The 13,056-nt window shown below is 72.2% G+C and carries 10 protein-coding genes; 5 read left to right on the top strand and 5 right to left on the bottom strand.

The genetic code is table 11. The features are described 5' to 3' along the window. Window positions 1-11: 11 nt before the first annotated feature. On the bottom strand, window positions 12-503 hold the full coding sequence (locus ACZ63E_RS33860) for an EXPERA domain-containing protein (RefSeq protein WP_465340278.1): 492 nt from the start codon (window positions 501-503) through the stop codon (window positions 12-14). Between the two features lie 30 nt (window positions 504-533). On the opposite strand from ACZ63E_RS33860, the gene ACZ63E_RS33865 reads away from it, so the two are divergent. Then, window positions 534-1,334 (top strand): DUF1295 domain-containing protein, encoded by an 801-nt coding sequence (locus ACZ63E_RS33865; protein ID WP_465340279.1) that lies wholly within the window; start codon window positions 534-536, stop codon window positions 1,332-1,334. A gap of 44 nt (window positions 1,335-1,378) precedes the next feature. Here the strand turns inward: ACZ63E_RS33865 and ACZ63E_RS33870 are convergent, their stop codons facing one another. From ACZ63E_RS33870 to ACZ63E_RS33880, 3 genes are all read right to left on the bottom strand, one after another. Beyond that, window positions 1,379-2,125 (bottom strand): SDR family NAD(P)-dependent oxidoreductase, encoded by a 747-nt coding sequence (locus ACZ63E_RS33870; RefSeq protein ID WP_465340281.1) that lies wholly within the window; start codon window positions 2,123-2,125, stop codon window positions 1,379-1,381. Between the two features lie 84 nt (window positions 2,126-2,209). Next, entirely contained in the window at window positions 2,210-3,109 is a 900-nt protein-coding gene (locus tag ACZ63E_RS33875; protein WP_465340282.1) for a LysR family transcriptional regulator, read from the bottom strand. Beyond that, window positions 3,109-4,371, bottom strand: a complete 1,263-nt coding sequence (locus ACZ63E_RS33880; RefSeq protein ID WP_465340283.1) for a cytochrome P450 — start codon at window positions 4,369-4,371, stop codon at window positions 3,109-3,111. The genes ACZ63E_RS33875 and ACZ63E_RS33880 overlap by 1 nt, the downstream gene beginning before the upstream one ends. Before the next feature lie 46 nt (window positions 4,372-4,417). Here ACZ63E_RS33880 and ACZ63E_RS33885 point away from each other — a divergent pair, with 46 nt between their 5' ends. Together ACZ63E_RS33885 and ACZ63E_RS33890 are read left to right on the top strand one after the other, a co-directional pair. After that, window positions 4,418-5,146: an alpha/beta fold hydrolase gene (locus tag ACZ63E_RS33885; protein WP_465340284.1), complete on the top strand. Its 729-nt coding sequence runs from the start codon at window positions 4,418-4,420 to the stop codon at window positions 5,144-5,146. Between the two features lie 239 nt (window positions 5,147-5,385). Beyond that, window positions 5,386-8,625, top strand: coding sequence for a tetratricopeptide repeat protein (locus ACZ63E_RS33890; RefSeq protein WP_465340286.1), 3,240 nt, complete (start codon window positions 5,386-5,388; stop codon window positions 8,623-8,625). A gap of 97 nt (window positions 8,626-8,722) precedes the next feature. Here ACZ63E_RS33890 and ACZ63E_RS33895 read toward each other — a convergent pair whose 3' ends face one another. Continuing rightward, window positions 8,723-9,499, bottom strand: a complete 777-nt coding sequence (locus ACZ63E_RS33895; protein WP_465340287.1) for an L-histidine N(alpha)-methyltransferase — start codon at window positions 9,497-9,499, stop codon at window positions 8,723-8,725. A 28-nt stretch (window positions 9,500-9,527) separates the two neighbouring features. Here ACZ63E_RS33895 and pdxR point away from each other — a divergent pair, with 28 nt between their 5' ends. Both pdxR and ACZ63E_RS33905 read left to right on the top strand, forming a co-directional pair. Next, on the top strand, window positions 9,528-10,973 hold the full coding sequence (gene pdxR, locus ACZ63E_RS33900) for a MocR-like pyridoxine biosynthesis transcription factor PdxR (RefSeq protein ID WP_465340288.1): 1,446 nt from the start codon (window positions 9,528-9,530) through the stop codon (window positions 10,971-10,973). A 164-nt stretch (window positions 10,974-11,137) separates the two neighbouring features. Further along, window positions 11,138-12,907, top strand: coding sequence for an MFS transporter (locus tag ACZ63E_RS33905; protein WP_465340289.1), 1,770 nt, complete (start codon window positions 11,138-11,140; stop codon window positions 12,905-12,907). The last annotated feature ends 149 nt before the right edge of the window (window positions 12,908-13,056 follow it).

The raw sequence follows: 13,056 nt of genomic DNA on the forward strand, positions 1-13,056 counted from the left end.
CGCCTCCGGGGTCAGAAACGGCGGGTGAACGGCAGCGGCCTGCGCATCCGGACCAGCAGCAGGAGCGGGACCAGGACGTACGGCAGGTTGAAGGCGAGGAACTTCGCGGGGTTGCCGGTGCGCGTCGCCGGGTCGCCGAAGAACTCGACGCCGAACACGACGACCCCGGTGAGCGTGACGATCATCGTCGCGTAGATCACCGACGGCAGCTGGATCCAGTTCCGGCCGGTCAGCAGCGCGAAGACGAGCACGACGTAGAACGGCATGTAGACGAACGCCGAGAGCCCGGTGACGATCCGCATCCAGTCCGGCGGGTGCATGAACAGCGGGTCGGCGTCGTGGGCGTACCAGTAGTTCGAGTTCACGAAGAAGTTGTCGGACGGCTGGGAGAAGTCGACCCCGACGGTCGGCAGCAGGTCGCTGATCAGCGATGTCACCGTGAAGGCCGAGAACAGCACCGCGAAGAAGACGTCGATCTTCCGGTCCCGCAGCGGCAGGTTCATGGACGCGATCCTAGGTCCTATGGTGAGGGGATGGACGCGCTGCGGGTCTGCCTGTACGTCTTCGCCGGGGTGACGCTCGGTACCTGGCTGATGTCGGTGCTGACCAGGGAGTACTCCTGGGTCGACCGGATCTGGTCGATCGTCCCGGTCGTCTACGTGGCGATCTTCGCCGGCGCGGCCGGGTTCGCCGACGCGCGCCTCGACGTGGTGTTCGCGCTGGCCACCCTGTGGGGGATCCGGCTGACGTTCAACTTCGCCCGGAAGGGTGGTTACGCTCGCGGCGGCGAGGACTACCGGTGGGCGGTGCTGCGCGAGCGGATGGCGCCGTGGCAGTTCCAGGTGTTCAACTTCTTCTTCATCTCGCTGTACCAGAACGCGATCCTGCTGCTGATCACGCTGCCCGCGTACACGGCTTTGCAGCACCAGGGCTCGTTCGGGGTGGCGGACGTCATCGTGGCGGTGATCTTCGCCGGGTTCCTCGTCGGCGAGACGGTCGCGGACCAGCAGCAGTGGGAGTTCCACGGCGAGAAGCACGCGGGCCGGGCGTCGACGCGGTTCCTCCAGGAGGGGCTGTTCCGCTACTCGCGGCACCCGAACTTCTTCTTCGAGCAGGCGCAGTGGTGGGCGGTCGCGGCGTTCGGCGTCGTCGCCGGCGGTCTGCAGTGGACGGTCGTCGGCGCGGTCCTGCTGACGCTGCTGTTCGTCGGCTCGACGAAGTTCACCGAGAGCATCACGAAGTCGCGGTACCCGGAGTACGCGGACTACCAGCGGCGCACGTCCGCGGTGGTGCCGTGGCCGCCCAAGCGCGAGCGGCAGGGCGCGGGGTCGTGAGTGGTCGGGGCGGTTAGAACCGTCCCGACCACTCACGACCGGGCTCACACCGCCAAGCGGCCGCCGTCCACCGGGAGCACCGCGCCCTGGACGAAGCTCGACTCTTCGCTCACCAGGAACACGATCGCCGCCGCGATCTCCTCCGGGGCGGCCACGCGACCGGCCGGGCCCGCCGCGGCCAGCTCGTCCAGGCCGTCGCCGAAGACCGCGGTGCCTTCGGTGCGGGTCGGGCCCGGGCTGATCGCGTTGACGCGGACCCCGGACGGCCCGAACTCCGCCGCCCATGCCTTGGTCATCAGCTCGACCGCCGCCTTCGACGAGCCGTAGAGCGCCATTCCCGCCATGCCGCGCGTCGCGACCATCGTGGACACGTTGACGATCGCGCCGTGCCCGCGCGCGGCCATCTCCGGCGCCAGTGAGGCGACGAGGAAGTACGGGATCTTCACGTTCGTCTCGTAGACGCGGTCGAAGTCGGCCTCGGCCGTGTCCGAAGTGGACCCCGTCGGGAAGATCCCGGCGTTGTTCACCAGCACGTCGATGGGCCCGCCCACCTCACGGGCCCGCGCGGCCAGCGAGCGCGCCGACGCGGCGTCCGTCAGGTCGGCCGCGACGAAGTCGGCCTTCCCGCCCGCCGCCCGGATCCGCGAGACGACCTCTTCGCCGCGGGTCGCGTCCCGGCCGGACAGCACGACGTGCGCGCCGAGCCCGGCCAGCGCGACCGCCGTCGCCCGCCCGATGCCGCTCGTTCCGCCGGTCACCAGCGCCGTCGACCCGGAAAGTTCCGAACTCATCACTCAACTCCTCGTACCCGTTGTCCTTCACCGGGTACAAGGACGAGCGCTCCGGCGGGCTTCCGGAGACGCGTTCGGCGCTGCTTATGCCCGCGATTCGCCGGGCCGATGGTCGTCCAGCGCCGCGACGAACTCCGCGACGTCCCGGCGGTGCGACGTCGCCGGCCACACGGCCCACGTCCGCCGCACGATCGGGTTGCCCGCCAGGGGCAGCCACCGCACGGTGTCCGGCATCGGGTACGGCCACTGCGGCGGGGCGAACGCGTACGCCCCACCGGAGCTGACCGCCGGGATCTTCAGCTCGACGATCAGCCGCTGCTCCTCGGGCACCTCGGGCCCGACGTCGAGGCCATGGCTGCGCAGGATCGCGGCCAGCTCGTCGTACCAGGCCGGGCTGCCCGCCCGGGCGAACGCGAACCACTCCAGCCCGGCCAGCTCCTCCAGCCGGACCGGGGAGCCCAGCTTCTCCGCCAGGTCCGCCGCCAGCAGGACGCCGACGTTCTCCGCCACCGCGAGCACCGCGTCCAGGTCGGGGCCGGGCGGACGTTCGCGGACCAGCCCGACGTCCAGCTCGCCGGCCCGCAGCGCCGTCACCTGCGCGACCGACGACAGGTGCCGGGCCTGCACCCGCGTGTCCGGGAACGCCTCCGCCAGCCGCGCGAGGGCCGACGGCAGCAGGTCCGGCGGCAGCTCCAGGGGGATGCCGACCCGCAGGACGTCGGTCGTCGTGTGCCGCGCCAGCGCGGCCAGTGCCTGCTCGTGACGCGCCAGCACCGCGCGCGCTTCGCCCAGCAACGTCGTCCCGGCGTCGGTCGTCTGGACACCGGTGCTGGTGCGGACCAGCAGCTGGACGCCGAGCCGCCGTTCGAGCGCGGTCATCGTCTGGGACAACGCGGGCTGGCTCACGTGCAGCTGCCGCGCCGCCTTCGACATCGCGCCCGCCTCGACCACCGCGACGAACGCCCGCATCTCCCGGATCTCCATCAGCGGCGCCACCGGATCGGCAGGGACTTCAGGCCGTTCTGGAAGTTCGACCGCAGCCGCACCGGCTCGCCGGCGAGCTCGGCTTCGCCCAGCAGGTCGAGGACCGCGGTGAACATCGCCCGCAGCTGCACGCGCGCGAGCTGGGCGCCGAGGCAGAAGTGCGGGCCGTGGCCGAAGGTCAGGTGGTCGTTCGGGGTCCGGGTGAGGTCGAAGGTGTCCGGATCGGCGAACACCGAAGGGTCGCGGTTGGCCGCGGAGAACCAGACCACCACCTTGTCCCCGGCCCGGATATCCACATCGGACAGTCGCGTGTCCGCGGTCGCCGTGCGGCGGAAGTGCATCACCGGCGTCCACCAGCGGAGCATCTCTTCGACGGCGGCGGGCAGCAGCGATCGGTCGGCCAGCAGCCGCCGGTACTGCGCCGGGTGTGCCAGCAGCGCCAGCATCCCGCCGGGCAGGCCGTTGCGGAGGGTTTCGTTGCCCGCCACGGAAAACAGCCAGAAGAGGTTCTCGAACTCGGCGAGCGAGACGCGCCCGCCGTCGTCGGCGACGTGCTGCATGAGGGTGCTCATGACGTCGTCGCCCGGGTGCTCGCGCTTGTGCTCGCCGAGGGCGTTCGCGTACGCGTAGAGGTCCGGCATCCCCGCTCGCGTGCGCGGGTCCGGCATCACCCCGTCCGGGCCCGGGGACGGGCGGACGGCGAGCGCGGCCCGCGCCAGGTCGGTCACGTCCGCCTCGGCGACGGTGGCGCTGACCGCGTAGTCGGCGTCCTGGTAGCCGATCACGCGGTTGCTCCAGTCGTACATCAGCCGCCGGTCCTGCTCCGGCACGCCGAACACCGCGGCCAGCGTCAGCAGCGGCAGGTCCGCGGCCAGCGCGGCGAAGTCGCACTCGCCCCGGCTGGCGACCGCGGTGACGAGGTCACGCGCGTGCGTCTCGATCCGCTCGGTCAGCCTCGCGATCGCCCGCGGGGTGAACGCCTTCGTGAGCAGCCCGCGCAGCCGGCCGTGCTCCGGCGGGTCCATGTTCAGCATCATCCGGCGGACGTAGGCCAGGTCCGAAGCCGACGCCGGGTCGCGGATCTGCGTGCCGCCGAGCTGCGAGGAGAACAGGCCGGGATCACGCAGCACCGTGCGGACGTCGGCGTGCCGCAGCACCGCCCAGAAGTCGTCGACGCGCACCACCGGCGAGCCGTGCCGCAGCCGCGCCAGCTCGTCGTACGGGACACCCCGCACGTAGGTGTCCGGATCCGTGATCCCCACGAGCCGACCCTAGCCGCGAACGCCGTCGTCGGGCAGGCTGCTGCGGATGGACACGCTCACCATGCGCACCGGCGGCGAGGGCGAGCCCGCCGTTCTCCTCCCGCACGGCCTGGGCGCGACCGGCGCCGCCTGGGCCCACTTCCCCGAGTTGCTCGCCCGGCGCGTCCTGGTGCCCGACCTGCCCGGCCACGGCCGGTCGGCGCCGCTGCCGCACTACAGCTTCCGGACGCTCGCCGCCGCGGTCGCGCGGGCGCTGCCGGACCGGCGTCCGCTCGTCGTCGTCGGGCACTCCCTCGGCGGGGTGATCGCGCTCGAGCTGGCGTCCGGCGAGTACGACGTCGAGGTCGCCGGGGTGCTGGCGGTCGGGGTGAAGGTCGAGTGGAGCCAGGACGACCTCGGGCGCGCGGCGAGCTTCGCGGCGCGGCCGGCGCGGGTGTTCGAGACCCGGGAAGACGCCGAACAGGCGTACCTGAAGGTGTCGGGGCTGCTGGGGATCGCGCCCGCCGACTCGGCCGGGCTTCGCGAGACCGAGGGAGGTTACCGCCTCGCGATGGACCCGGCCGCGTTCGGCGTCGGCGCGCCGGACATGCCGGCACTCCTGACCGCGGCGCGGTGCCCGGTCGTGCTGGCGGCGGGGGAGACCGACCCGATGAGCCGGCCCGAGCAGCTGCGGGCGCTCGACCCGGACGCGGTCGTCCTCACCGGCCTCGGGCACAACGCCCACGTCGAGGACCCAGCCGCCGTGCGGGCCCTCTTGGCACGCTTCGACGTCTAGCAGGCTCGGGTGCAGCCGTCGTACCCCACGCGACGGCTGCTCCGAACCCCTCGCCACCACCGGACCCCCAAAGCCTAGGAACCCGTGGTGGACGAGCGCCTGTACTCGCGGGATACGCCGTTGTCACCGTCGGTACCTGCGGAAACGGTTATCTTCGCCGTTCGGTGGTACTCGGGGAGCGGCACGATCGTGATGCTTGAGGGGTACGTTCCGCTCGGGGCACGCGGGAGAGGACACCAGTGGACGAAGGCCTGTCGTTCGCCGGCTGGCTGCGGGAACGCCGGGTGCTCGCCGGGCTCACCCAGGCCCAGCTGGCCGAGCGCGCCGGCGTGAGCCTGCGCGCGGTGCGCAACGCCGAGCTCGGCACCGTCCGGCGGCCCCGGCCGGGGACCGAACGGCGGTTGCGGGAAGCGCTTGCCGAGGCCCCGCCGGAGCCGGTGCGGATCGGCGTGCTGGGACCGCTCGTGGTGCGGCGCGGGGAAACGCCGGTCGAGATCGGCGCGGAGAAGCAGCGCCTGCTGCTGGCGATGCTGGCCCTGCAGCCGAACCGGACCGTGCGGCGCGAGGACCTCGTCGACGTCATCTGGGTCGAGCCGCCGCCGTCGTGCCTGGACCTGCTCCACACCTACGTCGCGCGGCTGCGGCGGGCGCTGCGGCCCGCCGACCTCATCACCACGGACAAGGGCGGCTACCGGCTGTCCGCGGACGAGGACGTCCTCGACCTCTTGCGCTTCGAAGCGCTCACCGACCGGGGTGCCCACCGCGAGGCCCTGGAGCTCTGGCGCGGTCCGGTGCTCGCCGACGTCGAACGCCTCCGGCAGTACCCCGCTCGGCTGGGGCTGGCCATGAAGCGCGCGAAGACGGTGATGGCCTACGCCGACGTCGCGGATCCGGAGGACGCGGCGGTGCAGCTGCGCGGGCTGACCGCCGAGGAGCCCCTGAACGAGTCCGCGCACGCGCGGCTGATGCTCGCGCTCGCCGCGTCCGGACGCCAGGCCGGCGCCCTGGCCCTGTTCGAAGAGGTCCGCCACCGGCTCGACGGCGAGCTGGGCATCGAGCCCGGTCCGGAGCTGCGCGCGGCCCAGCAGCAGGTGCTCCGGCAGGACTTCGCCGGCCGGGAGCTGCCCTCCCGCGGTCCCGCTCAGCTGCCCGCGGACGTCGCCGGCTTCCGCGGCCGCGCCACCCAGCTCGCCGAGCTGGACGACCTCCTGAACCGCGACGGCACCGGCGCCCGCATCGCCGTCCTCTCCGGCACCGGCGGGGTCGGCAAGACCGCGCTCGCCGTCCACTGGGCCCAGCGCTCGCGGGCAGAGTTCCCGGACGGCCAGCTCTACCTCGACCTGCACGGCTACGGCACGGTCCGGCCGGTCGAGCCGGGCGACGCGTTGTCCGGGTTCCTGCGCGCGCTCGGGGTCGACGGCGCGGACATCCCCGCCGAGCAGGACGAGCGCGCGGCGAAGTTCCGCACCGCGCTGGCGGGCCGGCGGATGGTGCTGGTGCTGGACAACGCCGGCTCGGTCGGGCAGGTCCGTCCGCTGCTGCCGGGTTCGGCGTCGTGCCTGGTGCTGGTGACCAGCCGGGACGCGCTGCCCGGGCTGGTCGCCCGGCACGGCGCCCGCCGGGTGCTCGTCGACCTGCTCACCGAAGCCGAAGCCCGCGACCTGCTGCGGACGCTGCTGGGCCGGCGCGCCGACGACGAACCGGACGCCATCGCGGCGCTGATCGGCTACTCCGCCCGGCTGCCGCTGGCCCTGCGGCTCGTCGCGGAGCTGGCGCTGAGCCGGCCGGGGGAGCGGCTCGCCGCCCTCGCGGCCGAGCTGGCCGACGAACGCAGGCGGCTCGACCTGCTCGACGGCGGCGGAGACCCGCTGACCGCGGTCCGCGCCGTGTTCTCGTGGTCCTACCGGCACCTGGCGGCCGACGCCGCGCGCGTGTTCCGGCTCTGCGGCCTGCACCCGGGCCGCGACCTGACCCCCGCCGCGATCGCCGCGCTCGCCCGTGTCCCGCTGCCGGAGGCGGAACGGCTGACCGGCGCCCTGGTGCGCGCCCACCTCGCGCAGGAGACCGGCGACGACCGCGTCCAGCTGCACGACCTGCTGCGGGTCTACGCCGCCGAGCTCGCGGCCGAATCGGCCGGGGAAAGCCACGAGGCGCAGGAGCGGCTGTTCGACTTCTACGTCCGGTCGGCCGCGCAGGCGATGGACGTCGTCCTGCCGCAGGAACGGCACCTGCGCCCGGAGGTGCCCGACCCCGACGTCAAGGTGATCGACGCGCAGGCGTGGCTGGAGGCCGAACGCCGCAACCTGCTGGCGGTCGCCGCGCACGCGACACGGCACGGCTGGGCCGACCACCTGCGGCTGCTGTCCGGGATCCTGTGGCACTACCTCGACGTCGGCGGTTACCACGAGGAATCGCTGGTGCTGCACTCGCACGCGTCGGCGCTGGCCCACGACGCCGGCGACCGGGTGGCCGAAGGCGAGCGGCTGACGCTCATCGGGCTGGGGCACTGGCGCGTCGGCCGGTCCCGGGAGGCGCGGCGGTACCTCGAAGAGGCGCTCGTCCTCGTCCGCGAGACCGGCGACCGCCGGACCGAGATCCACGTGCTCAATACGCTCGGCCTGGTCTGCCGGGCGCTCGGCCGGTTCGCCGAAGCGATCACGTACTCGACCGAAGCGCTGGCGCTGGCCCGCAAGAACGGCGACCGCACCAGCGAAGGCCTGGTCCTGGTGGTGCTCGGCTGCTCGTGCCGCGGCATCGGCCGGTACGGCGAAGCGATCGGCCACCACGAGGACGCGCTCGCTCTCGCGCGGGAGATCGCCGACCGCACGAGCGAGGGATACGCCCTGGTCAACCGAGGTGACGCGCTCTCGGCGCTCGGCCGTCACGACGAAGCCGCGTGTTCGCTGGCCGAAGGGATGGAGCACTTCCGCGCGATGGGGGTGCGGGTGAGCGAGGGCTACGCGCTGGGCATCCTCGGCGACGTCGAGCACGCGCGAGGCCGCGACACCGAGGCCGCGGCGCACCTGGAGCGCGCGCTGGAAATCGCCCAGGAGACCGGAAGCCCGACGAACCGGAGTGTCGCGTTGAAGCACCTGGGCGACGTCCGGCTGGCGCAGGGCAAGCACGCGGAGGCGGCCCAGCACCTCGAAGAAGCGCTGGGACTCGCCCGCGAATGCGGGGACCGCGGGGTGGAGTCCCGGGTCCTCAACAGCCTCGGCGCTCTGTCCGCCGCGCGCGGGATGGCTTCGGACGCACTCACGTACCACCGCGAAGCCCTGGCCGCGGCCAAGGAGACGGGCTGCCGTCCCGAGCAGGGCCGCGCCCACTGCGGGCTCGGTGAAGTCCACTGTGGACTCGGAGAGCCGGAAGCCGCGCGGGAGCACTGGGAACGCGCGATGGCCTGTTACGCCGGGGAGTGGGTGCCCGGGGCGAGCCGCGTCCAGGACCACCTGCTGGCGCTGGACCGCGTCGCCGGGTAGGGGCGGTCGAGCGCGACGAGGTCGTTTTCGACGCGCTGGCGGTCGCGGTCGACGAAGTTCGTGCTGCCCGCGAGACGGCGGGTGCGGCGCCAGGTGATCACGATGTCCCTCCGGTGGCCTTGAAGAACGTGTAGTGGAAGGTGCCGTCCTCGGTGCGGCGCAGGTCCGCGACGCCGCGGGCCCAGGCGGCCTCGGTGCTGAGCCCGTTCGCGACGGCCGTTTCGCCGACGCCGTCGACCATCGCGGTGAAGGTGTCGCGGGTGAACCCGGTGACCAGCTCCGGCCGCGACCGGTCGACGTAGACCGTGCGGGGTTCGACCACGACGTCGCCGAACCCGGCGCCGTCGAGGAGCGGGAAGAGCCGGCGGCCGATGAGCGCGTCGCCGCCGGCGTCGGCCTGCAGACGGACGAGGCAGTCGATCGCGGCCTGGGCGTGCTCGCTGCGCGGGTGGAAGAAGGCCGAGCCGTGGTCACCCTCGATCACGGTGATCGTGCCGCCCGGCCGCAGCAGCGTCCTCAGGTGCGACAGCGCTTTCTCCGGCTCCGGCAGGTGTTCCAGCACGAAGCAGACGAAGACGTGGTCGTAGCTGCCGTCGAGGTCGAACAGGTCGGCCTGGCGGAAGTCGACGCCCCGCACTCTTCGTCTCGCCTGGGCGAGGGAGTCCGCGGAGACGTCGACCGCGGTCAGCTGCGCGTCCGGGCTGCGGGCGGCGAGGTGGACGGTCTGCGCGCCGACGCCGCAGCCGACCTCCAGCACGCGGCTCCCCGCCGGGTAGGCCGTGCCGGCGTGGAGCAGCTCGGCCAGGGTGTCGGCCTGGTCGCCCAGGCGGCGGGCCTCGGGGCGGGTGTATCCGTGCACGTAGGTGGTGTCCATGAGTCCAGCGTGCTGCGACAATGGCCTGATGGACAGGGCCAAAACTTCGCTTCCGGAGGGGTCCATAGGCTCGGACTTCCTGCAGCTCGACGTCCGCGAGGCGCCGCCGGGCGGGCTCGCGGACTGGCTGGCCGGGCAGCTGCGCGCCGCGGTCGCCGACGGCCGCCTCCCGGTGGGCGGCCGGCTGCCCGCGTCCCGGGTGCTGGCCGCCGAGCTGCATGTGTCGCGAGGTGTGGTCACCGAGGCTTACCAGCGGCTGATCGACGACGGCCACGCGGCGGGCCGCGGCCGGGCGGGCACCGTGGTGGTCGCGGCGCCGGTGAGCGCGCCGGAGCCCGCGCGCGTCCGGCCGCCGTCGAAGGTGATCACGCCACTGCCGGGCGTCGAGGTCTTCGACGAGGTCCGCGCGGCCCCGGCCCGCATCGACCTCACCCCCGGCGTCCCGGACCTGACGGCGTTCCCGCGAGCGGCGTGGCTGAAGGCGGAACGCGCGGTGCTCGACGAGCTCGAGCCGGCCCACTTCGGCTACGGCGACCCACGCGGGGCGCCGGCGATGCGGCTGGCGGTGTCGCGCTGGCTGGCGCGCAGCCGCGGCATCCGCGCCGACCCGGGCGAGATCATCGTGGTCGCCGGGGTCGCGCAGGCGTTGACGCTGGTCGGTGCGGTGCTCCGGCAGCACGGGATCACGGAGATCGCGGTGGAGGACCCGAGCTCACTCGGCGCGCGCCAGCACCTGCACCACTGCGGCCTGGCAACCCCGCCGGTCCCGGTGGACGACGACGGCCTGCGCGTCGCGGAGCTCAACGCCCCGGCGGTGCTGTTGACCCCGGCCCACCAGTTCCCGATGGGCGTGGTTTTAGGAGGCGAGCGCCGCCGAGCCCTGATGCGCTGGGCGCACGACGGCGGCGTGATCGTCGAGGACGACTACGACGCCGAGCACCGGTACGACCGCGCGCCGGTGCCCGCGGTCCGGTCGATGGTGCCCGAAGTCTGTTACACGGGAAGCGTTTCGAAGCTGCTGGCGCCGGCGTTGCGCGTCGGCTGGCTGGTGGCGCCGCCTCGTTTCCGCGACGATCTGGTGGCCGCGAAGCGGTTCGCGGACCTGGGCAACGCGGTGCTGGCCCAGCTGGTCCTGGCCCGGCTCATGGAGTCCGGCGAGCTGGAGCGCCAGCTGAGAGTGGTCCGCGGGAGGCACCGCCGTCGCCGTGACTCGATGATCCGCGCGTTGACATCGGACGTCCCGTCGGCGGTCGTCCATGGTGCGGCGGCGGGGTTGCACCTGACGATCACGTTCTCGTCGGAGGTGGACGACGTTGCGCTGGCGGCGGCTGCGCTGGAGGAGGGGGTGAAGGTCCAGCCACTGTCTTGGCATCGTCAGCGGCCGGGGAGGCCGGGGTTGGTGCTCGGGTATGCGGCTCGGACGGCGTCGGAGATCGAGGAGGGGGTGGCGGTGCTGGGCCGGCTGCTGCGGTGACGGCCGCCCGGGCAACTCGCACCGTGCGGTCTTGAGTAAAGACTCCACAAAGGACAGTCAAGCGACTGTGATCATGCTCTCCCAGGCAAACCCGGAACTTGGTTGCCATACGCAAGCAAGTTGCTTAGCCTAGCTAAGGGACTGATGAGCGGAAGGGTTGCACAGTGGCGGAACGCCGGACTTATTCGATCGCGGAACTAGGGCCGCGGTACAAGTGGATCGCGCTGTCCAACACGACGCTGGGCATGCTGATCGCCACGATCAACTCTTCGATCGTGCTGATCGCGCTGCCCGACATCTTCAAGGGCATCGGCATCAACCCCCTGGAGCCGGCCAACACGAGCTACCTGCTCTGGATGATCATGGGCTTCCTCGTGGTCACCGCGGTGCTGGTGGTGAGCTTCGGCCGGCTCGGCGACATGTACGGTCGCGCGAGGATGTACAACCTCGGCTTCGCCGTCTTCACCGTTTCTTCCATCATGCTCGCCATCACCTGGTTCGACGGTGACGCCGCCGCGTTGTGGCTCATCGGCTGGCGGATCGTGCAGGGTGTCGGCGGCGCCTTCCTGATGGCGAACTCCTCGGCGATCCTCACCGACGCCTTCCCGGCCAACCAGCGCGGCCTCGCGCTCGGCATGAACGGTGTCGCGGCCATCGCCGGGTCGTTCCTCGGCCTGGTCGTCGGCGGGGTGCTCGCCCCCGTCGACTGGAACCTCATCTTCCTGGTCTCGGTGCCCTTCGGCGTCATCGGCACGATCTGGGCGTACCTCAAGCTGCACGACACCGGCGTCCGCAAGCACGCGCGGATGGACTGGTGGGGCAACATCACCTTCGCCGTCGGCCTGATCGCGGTGCTGGTCGGCATCACCTACGGCATCCAGCCCTACGGCTCCTCGCCGACCGGCTGGGGCAGCCCGATGGTCCTCTCCTGCCTGATCGGCGGCGTCGCGGTGCTGGTCGCGTTCGTGGTCATCGAGACGAAGGTCGACAACCCGCTGTTCCGCCTGTCGCTGTTCAAGATCCGCTCGTTCACGTGGGGCAACGTCGCGAACCTGACGGCGTCGCTCGGCCGCGGCGGGCTGCAGTTCATCCTGATCATCTGGCTGCAGGGCATCTGGCTGCCGCAGCACGGCTACACCTTCGAGCAGACGCCGTTGTGGGCGGGCATCTACATGCTCCCGATGACCGTCGGCTTCCTGGTCGCCGCGCCGACGTCCGGCATCCTCGCCGACCGGATCGGCAGCCGCCTGCTCGCCTCCAGCGGCCTGCTGATCACGGCGATCACGTTCCTGCTGCTGATCATCCTGCCGGTGAACTTCGACTACTGGGCGTTCGCGGCGATCCTGCTGGTCAACGGCATCGGCATGGGCATGTTCTCCTCGCCGAACCGCGCCGAGGTGATGAACAGCCTGCCGGCGGACTCGCGCGGCTCCGGCGCGGGCATGATGACGACGTTCCAGAACGCGGCGATGGTGCTGTCGATCGGCTTCTTCTTCAGCCTGATCATCGCGGGCCTGTCGAGCAGCCTCCCGTCGACGATGCACGCGGGCCTGATCGCCCACGGCGTCCCCGACGCGGCGGCCACCCAGGTGGCGAACCTGCCGGCGGTGGCGGTGTTGTTCGCGGCGTTCCTCGGGTACAACCCGATCCAGCAGCTGCTGGGCGGCCAGCTCACGTCGCTGCCGCCGGACCAGGCTTCGTTCCTGACCGGACGCAGCTTCTTCCCGAACCTGATCTCGGGCCCGTTCCAGTCCGGCCTCGCGGTGGCGTTCGGCTTCGCGATCGCGGTCTGCCTGATCGGCGCGGTGGCGTCCCTGCTGACGAAGGACGCGCGCCCGAAGAACGGCGAATCGGTGGGCGAAGAGCTGGCGGCGGTCGCCGGGGAGTCCGGTGGCGGCCCGAGCGAATTGGTGTCGCCGTCCCTGGAGCGCTAGACCGGAACGGCGAAGGCCGGGGCTCACCCACTGGGTGAGCCCCGGCCTTCTGCGTTGGATGACCGGTTCCCGTCGTGAGAAGTGAGCCGAACGGAGCAATTGTCAAAGAACCAGTAACGGGTTCGTCAGGTGGTCGATGGGAAGATCGA

Source organism: Amycolatopsis sp. NPDC104819 (assembly GCF_055583145.1).